Annotated in this window: 19 protein-coding genes; 16 read left to right on the plus strand and 3 right to left on the minus strand. The window is 60.5% G+C overall.

Going from position 1 to position 18,558, the window contains the following annotated elements; genetic code table 11:
* Positions 1–163 precede the first annotated feature (163 nt).
* The 16 genes from L3J03_09260 (at position 164) to L3J03_09335 (ending at position 15,038) form a co-directional block, all read left to right on the plus strand.
* Entirely contained in the window at positions 164–652 is a 489-nt protein-coding gene (locus L3J03_09260; protein ID MCF6291163.1) for a hypothetical protein, read from the plus strand.
* Positions 653–927: 275 nt separating this feature from the next.
* A complete protein-coding gene (rpmF, locus tag L3J03_09265; GenBank protein ID MCF6291164.1) occupies positions 928–1,116 on the plus strand; it encodes a 50S ribosomal protein L32 in 189 nt (62 codons plus the stop codon).
* Between the two features lie 2 nt (positions 1,117–1,118).
* Positions 1,119–2,177 (plus strand): phosphate acyltransferase PlsX, encoded by a 1,059-nt coding sequence (gene plsX / locus L3J03_09270; protein MCF6291165.1) that lies wholly within the window; start codon positions 1,119–1,121, stop codon positions 2,175–2,177.
* Positions 2,174–3,151: a ketoacyl-ACP synthase III gene (locus tag L3J03_09275; protein ID MCF6291166.1), complete on the plus strand. Its 978-nt coding sequence runs from the start codon at positions 2,174–2,176 to the stop codon at positions 3,149–3,151. The genes plsX and L3J03_09275 overlap by 4 nt, the downstream gene beginning before the upstream one ends.
* A 111-nt stretch (positions 3,152–3,262) precedes the next feature.
* Entirely contained in the window at positions 3,263–4,414 is a 1,152-nt protein-coding gene (locus L3J03_09280) for an acyl-CoA dehydrogenase family protein (GenBank protein ID MCF6291167.1), read from the plus strand.
* A gap of 76 nt (positions 4,415–4,490) precedes the next feature.
* On the plus strand, positions 4,491–5,270 hold the full coding sequence (locus L3J03_09285; GenBank protein ID MCF6291168.1) for an electron transfer flavoprotein subunit beta/FixA family protein: 780 nt from the start codon (positions 4,491–4,493) through the stop codon (positions 5,268–5,270).
* Between the two features lie 2 nt (positions 5,271–5,272).
* The gene (locus tag L3J03_09290; protein MCF6291169.1) at positions 5,273–6,460 is read left to right on the plus strand and encodes an FAD-binding protein; all 1,188 of its coding nucleotides are present in this window, start codon (positions 5,273–5,275) and stop codon (positions 6,458–6,460) included.
* A 3-nt stretch (positions 6,461–6,463) separates the two neighbouring features.
* Positions 6,464–7,210 (plus strand): 3-oxoacyl-[acyl-carrier-protein] reductase, encoded by a 747-nt coding sequence (fabG, locus tag L3J03_09295; protein MCF6291170.1) that lies wholly within the window; start codon positions 6,464–6,466, stop codon positions 7,208–7,210.
* A gap of 372 nt (positions 7,211–7,582) precedes the next feature.
* Positions 7,583–7,810, plus strand: a complete 228-nt coding sequence (locus L3J03_09300; protein MCF6291171.1) for an acyl carrier protein — start codon at positions 7,583–7,585, stop codon at positions 7,808–7,810.
* 264 nt (positions 7,811–8,074) lie between these two features.
* On the plus strand, positions 8,075–9,316 hold the full coding sequence (gene fabF, locus L3J03_09305; protein ID MCF6291172.1) for a beta-ketoacyl-ACP synthase II: 1,242 nt from the start codon (positions 8,075–8,077) through the stop codon (positions 9,314–9,316).
* Between the two features lie 20 nt (positions 9,317–9,336).
* Positions 9,337–9,762, plus strand: a complete 426-nt coding sequence (rpiB, locus tag L3J03_09310) for a ribose 5-phosphate isomerase B (GenBank protein MCF6291173.1) — start codon at positions 9,337–9,339, stop codon at positions 9,760–9,762.
* Between the two features lie 81 nt (positions 9,763–9,843).
* Entirely contained in the window at positions 9,844–11,100 is a 1,257-nt protein-coding gene (locus tag L3J03_09315) for a serine hydroxymethyltransferase (protein ID MCF6291174.1), read from the plus strand.
* Between the two features lie 24 nt (positions 11,101–11,124).
* Positions 11,125–11,586: a cytidine/deoxycytidylate deaminase family protein gene (locus L3J03_09320; GenBank protein ID MCF6291175.1), complete on the plus strand. Its 462-nt coding sequence runs from the start codon at positions 11,125–11,127 to the stop codon at positions 11,584–11,586.
* Between the two features lie 99 nt (positions 11,587–11,685).
* Complete coding sequence (nrdR, locus tag L3J03_09325) at positions 11,686–12,144, plus strand: transcriptional regulator NrdR (protein ID MCF6291176.1); 459 nt, start codon at positions 11,686–11,688, stop codon at positions 12,142–12,144.
* A 2-nt stretch (positions 12,145–12,146) separates the two neighbouring features.
* The gene (gene ribD / locus L3J03_09330; GenBank protein ID MCF6291177.1) at positions 12,147–13,259 is read left to right on the plus strand and encodes a bifunctional diaminohydroxyphosphoribosylaminopyrimidine deaminase/5-amino-6-(5-phosphoribosylamino)uracil reductase RibD; all 1,113 of its coding nucleotides are present in this window, start codon (positions 12,147–12,149) and stop codon (positions 13,257–13,259) included.
* Positions 13,260–13,334: 75 nt separating this feature from the next.
* Positions 13,335–15,038, plus strand: a complete 1,704-nt coding sequence (locus L3J03_09335) for a glutamine--tRNA ligase/YqeY domain fusion protein (protein ID MCF6291178.1) — start codon at positions 13,335–13,337, stop codon at positions 15,036–15,038.
* Positions 15,039–15,071: 33 nt separating this feature from the next.
* On the opposite strand, the gene L3J03_09340 is transcribed toward L3J03_09335, so the two are convergent.
* The 3 genes from L3J03_09340 to L3J03_09350 all read right to left on the minus strand — a co-directional run.
* On the minus strand, positions 15,072–15,677 hold the full coding sequence (locus tag L3J03_09340; GenBank protein ID MCF6291179.1) for a CDP-alcohol phosphatidyltransferase family protein: 606 nt from the start codon (positions 15,675–15,677) through the stop codon (positions 15,072–15,074).
* A gap of 22 nt (positions 15,678–15,699) precedes the next feature.
* Positions 15,700–18,174 carry an ATP-binding protein gene (locus L3J03_09345; GenBank protein MCF6291180.1) on the minus strand — a complete coding sequence of 825 codons (2,475 nt, stop codon included), beginning with the start codon at positions 18,172–18,174 and terminating at the stop codon, positions 15,700–15,702.
* Positions 18,175–18,349: 175 nt separating this feature from the next.
* The coding region (locus L3J03_09350; GenBank protein MCF6291181.1) for a hypothetical protein at positions 18,350–18,558 on the minus strand (209 nt) is incomplete at its 5' end.

Here is an 18,558-nt window from a genome sequence, read left to right on the forward strand (position 1 = left end):
CTACCAACGGCCGCTCCATTGAGAAGGGCCGGCTGTTCATAAACAGGCTATCAAGCAGGAACTCGCTTCGCCGCGGCGGCGATTCGGAAGCCATAAGCATATCCTGCCGAAGTTGTTTCAAATTCCGTTTTTGCCGTCACGGATTCCGGAGAAAAGGTCCCTGATGATAAGCGCAATGGAACAGGGCAGGTTGCCCCGGCCCCGGCATCCGTTCAAGCGGGGGCGTCGGCCCTTGCTGTCCGTTTTTCCGGGGTCCTTTTTTTCGGCCTGGTTTGTTTTTTTACTGCTGGCCTGCGGCCAGACCGCCTTTTTCGTGTTTTATCAGCATCTTTCCTGGTGGCTGGTTGCGGGGGCCGTCCTTCCCGGGGCGGTCCTGGCCGGGGCCCTGGTGGCGCTGGAGGCCGGGCTGACCCGGCTCAAGGGCCGACTCGAGCGGCAGTGGGGGATGCTGCTGGCCGGATTCGTCCTTTTTTTTCTTCATCTTATCGGCTACCTGGTCCTCTCCTCGCTTCTTCTTGCATCGCCCATGGGCTGGTTTTTTCAACATCTTGATCCCAGGGGAACAGCGGCCCATGCCTATGGCCTGTTTTCAGCGAATATCTTTCTCTTCCTCGGGCTGGCCAGCTGGTTGCGTAAACTGAGCCGTGGTTGACCAGGAGAGCAACGGCGCCGCAAGGAATAACAGTGGCTTGTACATGCAAGGCGGAACGGAATCCCCCAAAGCAAAAGGCAATCCCCGCGGCCTGTCGCAAGGAGCTTCAAATAATCCGGCTCCTGGGAAAATGACTTGACAAGAGGAGATAATTTCTTATAGTCAACGGCTACTTAGTAGGAGCGTGGGAGACGGGATTGCCCTGTCTTTCACGCCATATTTTTTTAGTTGAAAAAAAGTAACTATTCTCAATAGATGTGTAGTGGAGGAATCCCGTGGCCTTACCAAAACGCAGACATTCACATTCCCGGACCCGGAAACGCAGGTCCCATGATGCACTGACCCCGGTCTCTTATTCTGCTTGCTCCGCATGCGGTGAGCCTAAACTGCCCCATCGGCTGTGTGCCGGTTGCGGCACCTATAAGGGACGGACGGTTATAAAACTGGACGATGAGTTAAGCTAGGCATGACGGTGCGGATAGCCCTGGATGTTATGGGGGGTGACCGGGGCCCCGCGGAATTGGTTGCCGGTGCCGTGCAGGCTGTCGATGAACTGGACCTGCGCGTCACCCTGCTGGGCGACGAGAAACTTATCTCCCAGGCATTACCGGGTCGCGCAACGCGCGACTCCCTGATTGACGTTGTTCATACCTCACAAATCATTTCCATGGACGAGTCCCCCTTTGAGGCGGTACGCCGGAAGAAGGACGCGTCCATTGTCGTGGCCTTTGGCCTGCTGAAAAGTTACCGGGTGGACGCGGTGGTGAGCGCCGGTCATTCCGGGGCCACCATGGCCGCGGCCATGCGCGGACTCGGCCGGTTGAAGAATATCTCGCGGCCGGGCATTGCCAGTATCTTCCCAACACTGAAAAAGCCGGTGGTGATGATGGATGTGGGGGCCAATGTTGATTGCCGGCCCCAGCATCTTTTTCAATTCGGGATTATGGGGGCTGCTTTTTCCCAGGTGTTGTTTGGCAACCGCAGGCCAAAGGTCGCTTTGCTCAGTATCGGCGAGGAGGGCGGCAAGGGCAATACCCTGGTCAAGCAGGCCCATGAGCTGTTTTCGCGCAGTTCGCTCAACTACATCGGCAACGTCGAGGGCCGGGATACCTTTCTCGGCAATACCGACGTGATTGTCTGCGACGGGTTTGTCGGCAATGCCTGCCTCAAGGTCAGCGAGGGGCTGGCCGAGGTGGTCATCGCCATGTTGCGGGAAGAGATCGGCAAGAGTTTCAGCGCCAAGCTGGGCTATCTTCTGGCCAGGCGCGCCTTTACCAATTTCCAGAAACGGGTTGATTATGCCGAATATGGCGGGGCCCCGCTTCTGGGGCTGAAGGGCATCGGCATTGTCTGTCATGGCCGCTCCAACGCCAGGGCCATCAAAAACGCGATCAGGGTTGCAGCGGAAATGGCGAGGAACAAGGTAAACGATCATATCATCCAGCTGCTGGCCGAGACCGGCCACGGCCAGGCCGCAACCGGCGAGACTCCGGGACCACGGCCCGGCCCGGGGGGTACGTCATGACCAGGTCGATGATCATCGGCACCGGCTCCTGCCTGCCGGAGCGGGTTATGACCAATGCTGACCTGGAAAAGATGGTCGACACCTCGGACAGCTGGATCACCAGCCGGACCGGGATCAGGACCAGGCGGATAGCCGGGGCCGGGGAGGAAACCTCGCGGCTGGGCACGGCGGCGGCCCGGGAGGCCCTGGCCATGGCCGGGGTGTCGGCCGCGGAACTGGGGTTGATTATCGTCTGTTCCATTACCCCGGATCTGGTCATGCCATCCTGCGCCTGCCTGGTCCAGAAAGAACTGGGTGCATTGAACGCCTTTGCCTTTGATCTCAATGCCGCCTGTTCCGGGTTTGTTTACGGCCTGGATGTGGCGGACAAATATATCCGGGCCGACCCGGAGATCAAGATACTGGTGATCGGCGCTGAGAATCTCTCGGCCCGGGTCAACTGGCAGGACCGCTCCACCTGCGTGCTGTTCGGTGACGGCGCCGGCGCCGCGGTGCTCAGCGGAACCGACCAGGACCGGGGGCTGCTGGCAAGCCGGCTTTACAGCGACGGCCGGTTGTGGAAGCTGCTCAGCCTGGGCGGGGCGCCGAGCCGGAACCCGGATCTTGACATCATCGGCAACCATGAGGCTGTGATCAAAATGGCCGGGCCGGATGTTTTCAAGAACGCGGTGCGGTCAATGGAGAGTGCGGTGCGGCGGCTTCTCGACGATCAGGATGTGGACATCGGCGCGATCAGGATGCTGATCCCGCACCAGGCCAACATTCGTATCCTCAAGAGTTTGGCCGAACGGCTGGAGCTGCCCTTTGACAAGGTGTATACCACCATTCAAAAGTATGGCAATACCTCGGCGGCCAGTGTGCCGGTGGCCCTGGATGAGGCCAACCGGGGCGGGGCCCTGCACCGGGACGATCTGCTGCTGTTCGCGGTGTTTGGCGGCGGATTTACCTGGGGAGCGGCCCTGGTCCGCTGGTAGCGCGGCGGAGAGGCGCGGCCGGCGGATGGCTGAAACGCCTTGCGCTGATCGTCAAGTTCTGTCCGCCTGGTCTGAACATCTACCTGATGCAACCAAAAGAGGGAGATAAAAGTGGATTATTTTTTGACCGAAGAACAGCAGATGATCGTGGATATCTGTCGCCAGATCACCGATGAAAAGATTATCCCGCAACGGGCCGAACTCGATGAAAAGGACGAGTTTCCCACCGAGATCCTCGCGGCCATTGCCCGGGCTGATCTGTTCGGCCTTTTTATCCCCGAGGAGTACGGCGGTTTTGCCGGCGGCTGTTTTGAAAACGTCCTCGCCCTGGAACAACTGGGCCGGGGCTGCGTCGGGGTGGCCACCGCCTTTGCGGCCAGCGCCCTGGGCGCCTATCCGATTTACGTTGCCGGCAGCGAGGAGCTGAAACAGAAGTATCTGCCCAGTGTGGCCAGCGGCAGCACGCGGGCGGCCTTTGCCCTGACCGAGGCCAATGCCGGCAGCGACGCCTCCGGGATCCAGACCACTGCCGTGCCTGACGGCGACGAATGGGTGCTGAACGGCACCAAGCAGTGGATCACCAATGCGGGCGAGGCCCAGATCTACACGGTTATTGCCATGACCGACCGGTCCAAGGGGCCGCGCGGCGCCAGCATGTTCGTGGTCGAGGATACTGATCCCGGGTTTTCATACGGGGCCAAGGAAAAAAAACTGGGCATCCGCGCTTCCTCGACCCGGGAGCTGATCTTCAGGGATTGCCGGATTCCCAAGGACCGGCTGGTGGGCCGGGTCGGCATGGGGTTTATCACCGTGATGAAGACCCTTGATCTCTCCCGGCCCGGGATTGCCGCTTTGGGTGTCGGTCTGGGCCAGGCGGCCCTGGACGAGGCGGTTACCTACGCCAAGCAGCGGGTCCAGTTCGGCAAACCGATTATCTCGTTCCAGGCGGTGCAGCATTTGCTGGCCGACATGGCCATCCAGGTCGAGGCCTCCCGGGCCTTGGTCTATGCCGCGGCCAAGCATATCGACGCCCATCCCAGGGATATGACCAAGGCCTCTTCAATGTGCAAGGTGATGGCCACTGACATGGCGATGAAGGTGACCGTTGATGCGGTCCAGGTGCTGGCCGGATACGGTTACATGCGGGATTACCCGGTGGAGAAGATGATGCGCGATGCCAAGATCCTGCAGATCTACGAGGGGACCAATCAGATCCAGCGGAATGTCATTGGCCAGGAACTGAATAAGGAGTATAACAGGTAGAACTTTTTTCACGCCGGCCGGGCCGGGAACGGTATTGCCGAGGATCGATTACAAACGAGAGACCCGGAAGAGTGTTATGAAGATAGTCGTATGCGTCAAACAGGTCCCGGACGCCAAGGATGTCCGGTTGGACCCCAAGACCAACACCCTGGCCCGGGAGGGGGTGCAGAGCATCATGAACCCCTATGACCGGCATGCCCTGGAAGAGGCGGTTCGCCTGAAGGAGCAGCACGGCGGCACGGTGGTGGCGCTGAGCATGGGGCCGCCCCAGGCAGCGGAGATGCTGCGCGACGCAGTGGCCTGCGGGGCCGATCAGGCGGTGCTGGTCTCGGACCGGGCCTTTGCCGGCGCCGATACCTGGGCCACCACCTATACCCTGGCCCGGGCCATTGATACCATCGGCGGCTGTGATCTGATCATCTGCGGCAAGCAGGCCATTGACGGTGATACCGCCCAGGTGGGTCCCGGGCTGGCCTGGCGGCTGGATATCCCCTATGTCACCTATGTCCGCAAGGTGTCTGGTTGCGGGGACGGATGTCTCACCGTGGAGCGGCTGATGGATGACGGCTATGACGAGGTCGAACTGCCCCTGCCCGGTCTGCTTACCGTGATCAAGGAGATCAACGAACCGCGGGTGCCCTCGCTCAAAGGCAAGATGCGGGCCAGAAAGATGGAGATTGCCATGCTCGACGCCGCGGCCATCGGCGCTGATCCCCGCTGTATCGGACTGGCCGGCTCGCCCACCCAGGTGGTCCGGGTCTTTGCCCCGGAGCTGAGCGGGGAGCGCACCATGTTGTCCGGGACCGTGGCTGAGCAGGTTGAGCAGTTGTATGAAAAACTGGAGGCCATGGTTTAAGCATGCTGTACGTTGATGTCGATGCCTGCATAGGCTGCGGAATCTGCGAGGATGAATGTTCCTTTGGCGCGATTACGGTTGTGAACGGGATCGCCCAAGTCGGCGACAACTGCAATCTCTGCGGGGCCTGCGTTGACAGCTGCGAGGCGGAAGCGCTGACCATTGAGCGCCAGGAGGCCGGTGAAGAGGTCGACTTGAGCGATTGGTCCGGGGTGCTGGTCTTTGCCGAATTCCGCAACAACCGGATGGCCCCGGTGGCCCTGGAGTTGCTCGGCATCGGCCGGCAGCTTGCCGATCAGCGCAATGTTTCCCTGTCCGCGGTGCTGCTCGGCACTGATCTGGGTGAGAACGGTCGATTATTGGTGGCCCATGGTGCTGATCTGGTCTTTCAGGTGGATGATCCGGGCCTGGCCCATTTTACCGACGAGGCCTATGCCAACATTCTGGAAGACCTCATTCGTGCGCACCGTCCCGAGATCGTTCTGGCCGGGGCCACGGCCATCGGCCGTTCCTTTATCCCCCGGGTGGCTTCCGGTCTTGGGGCCGGGCTTACCGCTGATTGCACCCAACTGGCCATCCGCGACGAGGACGGGGCCCTGCTGCAGACCCGGCCGGCATTCGGCGGCAATGTGATGGCCACCATTGTCTGCCCCCGCACCCGGCCGCAGATGGCCACGGTACGGCCCCGGGTGATGAAGCCCATCCCCGCGGATTCGGCGCGGGCCGGCGAGATCATCAATTATACTCCGGAGCCCGAACGGCTCCGGTCGCGGACCCGGGTGCTTCGCTCGGTGGTGGAGGAACTGGACCAGGTGAATATCGGCGAGGCCGACGTGATCGTGGCCGGTGGCCGCGGCCTGGAAAACGAAAAGGGATTTGCCCTGATCCGGGAGTTGGCCGATGTACTTGGCGGCGCGGTGGCGGCCTCGCGGGCCGCAGTGGATTCCGGCTGGGTTTCCTACCCCCACCAGGTGGGTCAGACCGGCAAGACGGTCTGCCCCAAGGTATATATCGCCTGCGGTATATCCGGCGCCATCCAGCACCTGGTGGGGATGCAGTCCGCCGAGGTGATCGTGGCGATCAACAAGGATCCCGAGGCGCCTATTTTCAATGTGGCCACCTACGGCATTGTCGGCGATGTCTTTGAGGTGGTGCCGCAACTTATCCGCAAATTCGAACAGAGGGCCTAGAAGATGAGTCTGACCGGCAGGATAGCGTTGGTGACCGGCGGCGGCCGCGGCATCGGCCGGGCCGTGAGTCTGCGCCTGGCCGGGATGGGCGCCACGGTTATGGTCAACTATGTGAGCCGGCCCGGTCCGGCCGAGGAGACGGTGGCGGAGATCATCGGCCGGGGCGGATCGGCCCGGGCAATGCGCTTTGATGTTGCCGACTGGAGCGAGGTGCAGGCGGCGATCAAGGAGATTGTGGTTGAGCACGGCCAACTGGACATCCTGGTCAGCAATGCCGGGATCACCCGGGACGGGCTGCTGGCCACCATGAAGGAAGAAGACTGGGATGCGGTGCTGAACACCAATCTCAAGGGCTCGTTCCACTGTATCAAGGCGGCCTGCCGGCCGATGATGAAGAAACGGTGGGGCCGGATCATCGTCATTACCTCGGTGATCGGTTTTGCCGGCAATGCCGGCCAGGCCAACTATGCGGCAGCCAAGGCCGGCCTGGTGGGCCTGCTGCGCTCCATGGCCAGGGAACTGGCCCCCCGGGGAATCACGGTCAACGGGGTGGCGCCGGGCTATATTGACACCGAGATGACCAGCCACCTGCCCGAGACGGTCAAGGAACTCATTCTTAAACAGATACCCCTGGGTTTTCTGGGCCAGGCCGAGGATATCGGCGCGGCAGCGGGCTATCTTGCCACTGACGAGGCCCGCTATGTCACCGGCCAGGTCCTGCATGTCAACGGCGGCATGTTCATGGGCTGATCCCTTTTGGGAACTAAAATATTTACCGCTGAGCGCGCAGAGACCGCAGAGAAACTTTTATTATTTTAAATAATTAACTCTGTGACCTCTGCGCTCTCTGCGGTGAAACCAGACTTTTTGGGAACCATCAGGTTTGTCGGTCTCGCAACAACCCGCTCGACGGACGTGATTCGTCTTGTAACTTGTTGATTTTATTGGGTGGCATTTGAAGCCTTTCGGGTTATTACGAGTTCATCAGGTTTGGCGCGGCTGCATCGAAGCCGGCGGCCAGGCGGTTTTTTTGTGAAAATTAAGTTGTGATCGTGTTAAGGAAAACGAGGCGGTTTCGTGGAAGGGCCACGGGGGCGTCAACTACGTCAAGGAGAGATTAAGATGTCGGCAGAAGAGAAGGTAATTGATATTATCGTGGAACAGTTGAATGTTGAACGTGACAAGGTGATCCCGGAGGCCTCCTTTGTGGATGATCTGGGCGCTGATTCCCTGGATCTGGTCGAGTTGATCATGGCCATGGAAGAGGCCTTTGATATTGAGATTCCCGACGAGGTCGCCGAGAAGATCACCTCGGTCAAGGATGCCATTGCGCATGTTAAGTCGGCCTGATCCGGCTGACCGCGGATAACCTCTCCGGGTAACCGGGAGGCCCGGTACGATATCGGAAACCGCCGGCCTGGTGGGGGACTCCCCCCACCTGCTTTTATTTCAGGGCCAGGCCCGGATGGCGGATAACCCGTTGTCGGCCGGGTTCGGAAAAAAGCTGGTGGATGACAGCGTGGACTGTTCGAACGGGGGATATCCCGGTCCGGCCGGCAGGGGAAGAGGAAACAGACTCCCCTTGACAGGGAACGGTGGACGAGGAGTGACGAGGTGAAGAGAAGAGTAGTGGTGACGGGCGGGGGCCTGGTGACTCCCCTGGGAACCGGGCTCGATAAGACATGGCGGAACCTGATCAACGGGGTCAGCGGCATTGGACCCATAACCAGATTTGACGCCAGTGCCTTTGACGTGCGGATTGCCGCCGAGGTCAAGGATTTCGACTCCGATGCGTTCCTGGACAAGAAGCTTGCCAGGCATCTTGAGCTGTTCGTTCAGTATGCCGTGGCCGCGGCGATGATGGCGGTTGAGGACGCCGGGCTGACCATTGATGACCACAATGCCGCCCGGGTGGCGGTGGTTACCGGTAACGGGATCGGCGGCCTGCCGATTATCGAAAAGTACCACCAGGTGTATATGGAGCGCGGCCCGCGGCGAATCACCCCGTTTTTCATACCCATGGCGATCTCCAATATGAGCGCCGGCCAGATCTCGATCCAGTTCGGGGCCAAGGGGCCCAACCTGTCGGTGACCACTGCCTGCGCCGCCGGCACCCATGCGGTGGGCGAGGCCTTCCGGATGATCGGCCGCGGCAACTGCGACGCAGCGATCGTTGGCGGCAGCGAGTCCACCATCTGCCCCCTGGCCGTGGGCGGTTTCAACGCGATGAAGGCGCTGTCCCGGCGCAACGACGATCCGCAGGGCGCCTGCCGGCCCTTTGACCGGGACCGCAACGGATTCATCATTGCCGAGGGCGCCGGCATGCTGATCATCGAGGAGCTGGAGCATGCCCGCGGTCGCGGGGCCGATATCCTGGCGGAGATTGTCGGTTACGGCCTCAGCGGGGACGCTTATCACATGGCCGCCCCGCCGGAGGACGGCGAGGGTGCGGCCCGCTGCATGGCCATGGCCCTGGATGATGCCGGCATGGGGCCGGAGGATATCGACTATATCAATGCCCACGGCACCTCCACCCCCTTGAACGATGTCTGCGAGACCCGGGCGATCAAGACCGTATTCAAGGAGCACGCCCGTAAGCTGGCGATCAGCTCGACCAAATCGATGACCGGCCATATGCTGGGCGGCGCCGGCGGGATTGAGACGGTGTTTACCGCCCTGTCCCTGCACCACCAACTCGCCCCGCCGACCATCAACCTGGAAAATCCCGACCCGGAGTGCGATCTTGATTATGTGCCCAATCAGGCCCGGAAGATGGAGATCCGGGCCGCCATGTCCAACTCCTTCGGCTTTGGCGGCACCAATGCGGTACTGGTGTTGAAGCGGTTCACGGAATAGGGCGGCAACAAAAGGGGGGGATCATGAAAATTGCCATTGGCTGTGATCACGGCGGCCTGGATCTGAAGAACAGGGTTGCGGCCCTGCTTGCCGAATTGGGCCATGAGGTGGACAACCATGGCTGTGATTCCCCGGAATCGGTGGATTATCCCGATTTTGCCAGATCGGTCTGCAATGCGGTGCGCGACGGCCGCAATGAGCGCGGAATCTTGATCTGCGGCACTGGAATCGGGATGTCGATGGCAGCCAACCGGATTGCCGGTATCCGGGCGGCCCTGTGTCATGAACAGTTTACCGCCCGGATGAGCCGGGAGCACAACAACGCCAATGTCCTCTGCATGGGGGCCCGGGTGATCGGAGTCGGTCTGGCCGTTGAAATGGTCCGGACCTGGCTGACAACCGAGTTTGCCGGAGGAAGACACCAGCGCCGGCTGGATAAGTTTTAGGTTAACGCTTGCGGATTAGAGGGGAAATCCTCCCCCCTTGCCGACGGTTACGAAAAGTTTTGCAAGATAAGGAAGAGCACGGTGTCGTTTCTCAATCAGGTTGATCCGGATATCTACAGGTTCATCAAGGCCGAGTTTGAGCGGCAGAGCAGCCAGCTGGAGCTGATCGCCTCGGAAAATATCGTCAGCCGGGCGGTGCTTGAGGCCCAGGGCTCGATCTTTACCAATAAATACGCCGAGGGCTATCCCAACCGTCGCTACTATGGCGGCTGTGATTTTGCCGATGCAGTGGAGTCCCTGGCCATTGACCGGGCCAAGGAGATCTTTGGCGCTGAGTACGCCAATGTCCAGCCCCATTCCGGCAGCCAGGCCAACATGGCGGTCTATTTTGCCGTGCTCTCGCCCGGCGACACGATCCTGGGCATGGATCTGGCCCATGGCGGCCATCTCACCCACGGCAGCCCGGTTAACTTTTCCGGACAGTTCTATGACATCGTCTCCTACGGGGTGACCCGGGAGAGCGAGCGGATCGACATGGAGGAGGTCGAGCGCTTGGCCCTGGCCCATAAGCCGAAGCTGATCGTGGCCGGCGCCAGCGCCTATCCGCGAATCATCGATTTTGAGGGGTTTAGACGGATCGCCGACCGGGTCGGGGCGATGCTCATGGTGGATATGGCCCATATCGCCGGGTTGATCGCCGCCGGGGCCCACCCGTCGCCGGTGCCGTACGCTGATTTTGTCACCACCACCACCCATAAGACCATGCGCGGCCCCCGCGGCGGCTTGATTCTCGCCCGGCAGGAGTATGGCAAACGGCTGGACTCGAAGATCTTTCCCGGTATCCAGGGCGGGCCGCTGGTCCATGTGATTGCCGCCAAGGCGGTGAGTTTCAAGGAGGCGATGACCCCCGGGTTCCATGCGTACCAGCGCCAGGTGGTTGCCAATGCCCAGACCCTGGCCGCTGCCCTGGGCCGCCATGGTTTCCGGCTGGTATCGGGCGGCACTGACAATCATCTGCTGCTGGTCGACCTGGCTGACAAGGATATCACCGGCAAGGTGGCCGAGGAGGTGCTTGGGGCCGCCGGGCTGACCGTGAACAAGAACGCGATTCCCTTTGACACCCAGAGCCGGTTTGTGACCGGCGGCATCCGGATCGGCACCCCGGCGGTTACCACCCGTGGCCTCAAGGAAAAGGAGATGGAACAGATCGCGACCTGGATCGACCGGGCGCTCAACAACCGCGACAACAAAGAGGAACTGGGCCGGATTCGGCTTGAGGTCCGGGAACTCTGCGGTCGTTTCCCGATTTATCCCAAGATGCAATGGGAAGGAAATTAACCCCGGCGACCTCAGGCTTCCACCATGATGGATTCCAATCCCCGTCCCTCCTGGGATGAATATTTCATGGGCATCACCGAACTGGTGGCCCAACGTTCAACCTGCCTGCGGCGCAAGGTCGGGGCAGTCATTGTCCGCGACAAGCGGATCATCACCACCGGCTATAACGGGGTCCCGGTCAATATTCGCCACTGCGCCGAGCAGGGATGTCTGCGCGAGCAGCAGGGGGTGCCCTCGGGCGAGCGGCACGAACTGTGCCGCGGCCTGCACGCCGAACAGAACGCCATCATCCAGGGGGCCCTGCACGGGGTCAGTCTGGCCGGCGCCACCCTCTACTGCACCAACCAGCCCTGCGCCATCTGCAGCAAGATGTTGATAAATGCCCGGATTGTGAGTATCTCTTACAAAGAGGGTTACGATGATCCCCTGGCGATCGAAATGTTGGCCGAGGCCGGGATTACGCTCAGGCAGCTCGGCTGTAAGTGATCACCTGCAATTTTTCCCTTATAATTCCGGCCTGGTTACTTACCCCGTGATGAGTTGCGCCGGTCGGTTCACTCCTGCTTGACACTCATCGGGTACGTCATGAAATGTCCCTATTGCGGTTCCCTGGAAAACAAGGTAGTTGATTCCCGGTTGAACAAGGATTATACCATCACCCGGCGGCGGCGGGCCTGTGAGTCCTGTAACCAGCGGTTCACCACCTATGAGCGGCTGGAGGTGATGATGCCGATGCTGATCAAAAAGGACGGCCGACGTGAGGCCTGGGACCGGCACAAACTGGTGGAGGGGCTGCAGAAGGCCTGCGAGAAGCGGCCGGTGAGCATGGAAGAGATTGACACCTTTGTCGATGAACTGGAGCGGAAACTCCAGGACCTGGGCGAGCGGGAGGTCCCCACCCAACAGGTGGGTCAATGGGTGATGGAGGGGTTGTCCCATCTCGACGAGGTCGCCTATGTCCGTTTTGCCTCGGTCTATCGCCAGTTCAAGGATATCAACGAGTTCATGGACGAACTCAAGGGGCTGCTCGCCACCAGGAAGTAGTCATGAAGTCCGATTTTCATTATATGCGCCAGGCCCTCAAGCTGGCCCGCAAGGGGCTGGGACGCACCTCTCCGAACCCGTGCGTGGGCGCGCTGGTGGTCAACAACGGCGTGGTTGTCGGCCAGGGGTATCATAAAAAGGCCGGCACCCCCCATGCCGAGATCCATGCCATCAATGACGCCGGCCTTGCGGCCCGTGGCGCCACCATCTACGTCACCCTGGAGCCCTGCAACCATACCGGCCGGACCCCGCCCTGCACCCGGGCGATAGTTGCGGCCGGGATCAGCCGGGTGGTGATCGGCTCGTCTGATCCCAATCCCCGGGTTAGCGGCGGCGGGGCCGCGTTTCTTGCCGGCCAGGGGCTGGAGGTTGTCAGCGGGGTGCTGGAGAATGAGTGTCGCCAGCTTATCGCTCCCTTTGTCAAGCACAGTTCAACCGGCCTGCCCTGGGTGATCATGAAGGCCGGGATCAGCCTGGACGGCAGAATCGCCGCTGTTCCCGGCCAGCCGCTGCGAATCACCAACCAGCGGTCCGGCCGGGCGGTCCACCGACTGCGGGACCAGGTGGACGCCATCCTGGTGGGCATCGATACGGTACTGGCCGACGATCCCTGCCTGACCGTCCGGCTGGCCAAGGCTCGGCAGCCGGGCGATGATCCCCTGCGGGTGGTGCTGGATACCGGGCTGCGGATGGAACCCGCGGCCCGGATGCTCAGTCTGGAATCCGCGGCCGCTACCTGGATTTTCTGCGGTCCCGGTCCCGACCCGGTCCGGCGACATGCCCTGGAAGAGGCCGGCGCCCGGGTCATACCGGTTGCCGTAGCCCCTGGCGGCGGAGTGGACCTCAAGGAGGTGCTGGCCGAACTGGGCCGGGCCCAGTTGAGTTCGCTGCTGGTGGAGGGCGGCGGTCGAGTCCACGGCTCTTTTCTGCAAGCCGGACTGGTGGACCAGGTGTTTTTATATGTGGCCCCGATTTTTATCGGCCAGGCCGGGGTGCCGCTGGTCTCTTTTTCCGGAGAGACGCATGAAAAAGATGTTCTCCGGCTCCATTCGATCCGTACCCGCCGGCTGGGCGACGATATCCTGATCCAGGGGTTGTGTTCCCACGGCGGATAGCGGGATCAGCGGTTCTGACGATTTCCCATGCCCTGTGATCCATTCCATACAGATACTTAAGAGGAAAATGCCAGTATGAGCACGGACGATATAGCCCTGGTTTCCAACTTTATCAAGAGAATCATCAACCAGGATCTTGAGGCGAACAAGAATAACGGCCGGGTGGTGACCCGGTTCCCGCCCGAGCCCAACGGTTATCTTCACATCGGCCATGCCAAGTCCATCTGCCTCAATTTCGGGTTGGCCCGGGAGTATGGCGGCCGCTGCCACCTTCGTTTCGATGACACCAATCCCAGCAAGGAAGAGGTCGAGTATATCGATTCGATCATGGAGGATGTGCGCTGGCTGGGTTTTTCCTGGGGCGATCATCTCTACCATGCCTCGGACTATTTCGAGAAACTCTACGAATTCGCCGGGCAACTGATCAAGGCGGGCAAGGCCTATGTCTGCAGCCTCACCGCCGAAGAGATCCGCCGGTACCGGGGCAATTTGAAAGAGCCGGGCCGGGAGAGCCCCTTTCGGGACCGGGGCGTGGCTGAAAATCTCGACCTCTTTGCCCGGATGCGGGCCGGTGAGTTCGAGGACGGGGCCCATGTGCTGCGGGCCAGGATCGACATGGCATCGGGCAATCTCAATATGCGCGACCCGGTGATCTACCGGATCATGCGGGCCCGCCATCACCGGACCGGGGATGACTGGTGCATCTACCCGATGTATGATTTCGCCCATTGCCTGTCCGACTCCATCGAGGGGATCACCCATTCCATCTGCACCCTGGAGTTCGAGGACCACCGGCCGCTCTACGACTGGATCCTCGATCAACTGGATGTCCCCTGCCATCCGCGGCAGATCGAGTTTGCCCGCCTGAACCTGACCTATACGGTGATGAGCAAGCGCAAGCTGCTCCTGCTGGTGAACAACGGCCATGTCAGCGGCTGGGACGACCCGCGGATGCCGACCATCTCCGGCCTGCGCCGGCGCGGCTATACCCCGGCGGCGATCCGCGATTTCTGCGAGCGGATCGGGGTGGCCAAAAAGGACAGCATGGTGGACATGGCCCTGCTGGAGCATTGCCTGCGCGAGGATCTGAACAAGCGGGCCCCCCGGGTGATGGGGGTGCTCAAGCCGCTCAAGGTGGTGATCGAGAATTATCCCGAGGGCCGGGTGGAGGAGATGGAGGCGGTGAACAACCCGGAAGATCCCGGGGCCGGCACCCGCAAGGTCCCTTTTTCCCGGGAACTCTATATCGAGCAGGACGATTTCATGGAAGAGCCGCCGAAAAAGTTCTTCCGTCTGGCCCCGGGCCGGGAGGTGCGGCTCCGTTACGGTTTCTTTATTACCTGTGTCAAGGTGGTCCGGGACGAGACCAGCGGCGGGATCAAGGAACTGCGCTGCACCTATGATCCCGCCACCCGCGGCGGCAATGCCCCGGACGGCCGCAAGGTCAAGGCCACCATCCACTGGGTGTCGGCCGCCCATGCGGTGGCCGCCGAGGTGCGGCTTTACAACCCGCTGTTCACCGTGGAGAATCCCGGGGCGGTCAAGGATGGTGATTTCAAGGACCTGCTGGCCGCTGACTCCCTGGAGATCCTCTCCGGCTGCCGGCTTGAGCCCTCGTTGGCCCGGGCCGAACCGGGGGCGATCGTCCAGTTCGAGCGGCTGGGCTATTTCTGCGTGGACCGGCGGGACAGCAGCCCGGACAGGCTGGTATTCAACCGGACCGTGACCCTGCGCGACATCTGGGCCCGGATCGCAAAAAAGGCCGGGCAGAAGAAATAAGAAGGCGGAACACCTCGCCGCTGCTTAGCTGGATCATCCTTGCGAGTGTTTTTTCCGGTCTGGCCCCTGCCGGACAAGATGCCATAAGGAGGGGATATCGCATTGCCATTGCCGGAGTCGCAGGGTGATCGCAATCTCTTCGCCCGCGGCCAGGGCGCAGACGATCGCGGCGCTACGAAACGGCCAGCCGATGTCGGTGATCAACAGAACCAGCAGGGCCGGGGCCGTCAACAGTGCTGCTGTCTTGCCGGCCCAGGTATGATAGCTGGGCAGCCGCTTGAACTTGAAAAAACCGAACAGCAACGGTATCAGGTAGCTGCTGACCGCCAGCATTACAAAAAATATTTCCCGGGTGATGACCTCCGGCCATAGCCACCAGGCGCCCAGCAGGGCGGTCATATACATCGCCAGATCGCCCCAGCTGTCGAGCCGGGCGCCCAACTCGGAGACCATCCCCATTTTCCGGGCCAGGAAGCCGTCAACCGCGTCAGACAGAAGTGATGCCCCAAGAAGGGTCAGAAAAGGTCCCTGCTCTCCGGTCCAGGCAAGATAGAGCAGTCCTGGCGCGGCAACCAGGCGGAAGCAGCTCAGCAGGTTGGGCAGGTGCAGCCGGGGAGGCGGCGCGTTTTTGTCCGGCATGGGTCAGGTCCGCGGGCAGCCGTTATGTTGCATTGTCCAGCACGGTCCGGAGCTTGTTGGCCAGGGCAACGGGCTGGAGCGGTTTGCTGATGAAGATTATTCCTGGTTTCAGCACCCCGCGCTTGACCACGATGTTGTCGGTATACCCGGACATGAGTACCGCCTTCATCTCCGGGCGGTGGCGTTTGAGTTGCTCGATCATCCGCAGGCCGTTCATGCCGGGCATCACCACGTCGCTTAAGACCAGGTCTATCCTTGAGGAGGTGCTGCTGCAGAGGTCCAGGGCCTCCTCGCCGGAGGCGGCTGACATCAGGGTGTATCCCAGGGGGGCCAGGGTGTCGAAAACCAGGTTGCGCACCGCTGGATCGTCGTCCACGATCAGGAGCGTCTCCGTGCCGGCGGGCATCTCCCTTGTCTCGATCTTCTCTGTTTTTTCAAGGGGTCGCTTGACTACCGGAAGATATATCTTGAAGGTGGTTCCCTTGCCCGGTTCGCTGTAAACGTAGATGTGGCCGTTATGTTGCCTGACAATGCCGTAGATCGTGGACAGCCCCAGGCCGGTGCCCTTGCCGATCATCTTGGTGGTGAAAAAGGGTTCAAATATCTTTTCCTGAACCTCCGGGCTGATCCCCTCGCCGGTGTCGGTTACGATCAGGACGACATAGGCGCCGGGCTTCACCCCCTGATGGTGAAGAGTGTATCCCTGGTCAAGGATTACCTCGGCGGTCTCAATGGTCAGGTGGCCGCCGTTGGGCATCGCGTCCCGGGCGTTAACCACCAGGTTCATCAGGATCTGTTCCACCTGGCTGACATCGGCCATGATGTTGCCGATTTTTTCGGCCGGGAAGAGTTCCAGCGCGATATCCTCGCCGATCAGCCGGCCGAGCATCCTGGCCGTATCGTTGATGATCAGGTTCAGGTTGCTCACCTTCATCTCCATCACCTGCTTGCGGCTGAAGGCCAACAGCTGGCGGGTGAGGTCCGCGGCCCGTTGGCCGTCCTGGTGGATGGCCTCGGCCATATGGAGGAGGGGATGATCCGGTGGAAGTTTGCGGGTGATCAGCTCGCTGTATCCAAGGATGGTGGTCAACAGGTTGTTGAAATCATGGGCTATCCCGCCGGCCAGGCTTCCCACCGCCTCCAGTTTCTGGGTCTGGCGGAGCTGGACCTCGAGCATCAGGCTGTGGAGCCGCGAGCCCACCTGGGCGGCAACGCCCATCAACAGGTTCATATCCTGCTGCAGCAAGGGCCTTTTAGTCTTGACATTGTCAACCGCCAGGACGCCCCGGGATTTGTCGCCGTAGATAATCGGACAACAGATCAGGGCCTTGACCCCCAGTCTGCGGGCGAATTCGCGGCTGCGCGGTGACAGGACGTTCCGGTAATCATCGATGTCGTTCATCAGCACGGCGCGTTGTTCCTTGAAGGCCACGGTGAATATCCCCCTGGACTCCGCTTTGTCCAGGTGAAAGGCGATCTTTTTTATAATAGCGAGCTGCTCGTCGGTATGACCGTAGCCGGTCCGGAAAGAGAGCCTGGTGCCGGCGTGATTGGCGAGCATGAACAGACCGCGGTCATAGTCCAGCCGTTTTTCCAGGATAACGCATATCTTGTCCAGTACCCCGTCGATATCCGCTTCCATATTCAGGGCCTGGCCGACCTCGTTGATCATCAGGGCATTGTCGTAGTTCTGGTTGATCTGTTCAAACAGCTTGTCCGATGATTCACCGAGCACGGTGACCGCGGCCCCCAGTTCCCGGGAGTTCAGATATTCGGCGTACCAGCCCAGGATTGAAATCAATGAAACCGAACCGAGTACAACGGCCATGGTGTTCAGCTCCGGGACAAGGACGGACCACAGGCTGAGGCCGGCAAGGGCCGGCAGGGCGATGTTTCTGATCTTCTTCAGCAGATCCGAGGGGGATTTTTGCCAGGAAACAATATAGCGGCAACAGCTGCCGCCCTTGAACATGCACTCAGGATGTTCGATCCTGGGCAGCTTGTAGTTGAACAGTTTGGAGAAGGCCTCAAGGTATCCCTTTCTGTTCTCGCACTGGAACGGTTCTTCCCTGACCCCCGCATTGGCAGTTACCTTTATTTCAACCTTGCAGGGGCCGATTTTTTTCGAGTGATAGGTGGAGGATCTGATGACCTTGCCGGCGAATTTGCCCATCAGCCCGTAGGCGGTGGCCGGGCTGGCCAGGCCGAGGATATACTGCTTGATCCCGCCCACGTCCCCGGGCGAGGCTGAATAGAGGCCTGCCTCCCGGGCAATGTTTTTATTGCCGGTCAGGATCTGCAGCTGCTCATGAAAACGGTTGATCTGCTCCTGGGTGAACCAGTGTCCCTCATCCTCGACCTGATGGGGTTCAATGCCGGCGGAGCGTAACAGCTCGTTGATATCTATGTAACCGTATTTGCCGCGGACCAGCTTGATATAGGTGCTGGGAATTCTGCTGTTGTACAAACGGGGGGCAGCATTTTCTGAAACACTCATAAACAGCATTCTCCGGAGAGGTAACAAAGAAGGCTTAGAGGGATAATTTTGTTAGTATATCCGGAATCGTGCCCCTGTACAAGGCAACTGTTCGACAAAAGGGAAAGTTAGGCATTCCTGTTTGAAAAAAAACATGGTTCAGCACTGCTCCTTATCCCCGGGGCCCGGTGAACCGTTACCAGTTATGATCCTGGATCTTGCCAGGAAGAGCAGGGCGGATTATTCTGAGGGCTCGGCAGCCGGCCCCGGTGTTTTCCGGTAAACATTCAGTAACCCCCCTCCTGTCGGGAAAGGGGTCTTCTTCTACCAACGGCCGCTCCATTGAGAAGGGCCGGCTGTTCATAAACAGGCTATCAAGCAGGAACTCGCTTCGCCGCGGCGGCG

It is taken from the genome of Desulfobacterales bacterium (assembly GCA_021647905.1).
Taxonomy (GTDB): Bacteria; Desulfobacterota; Desulfobulbia; order Desulfobulbales; family BM004; genus JAKITW01.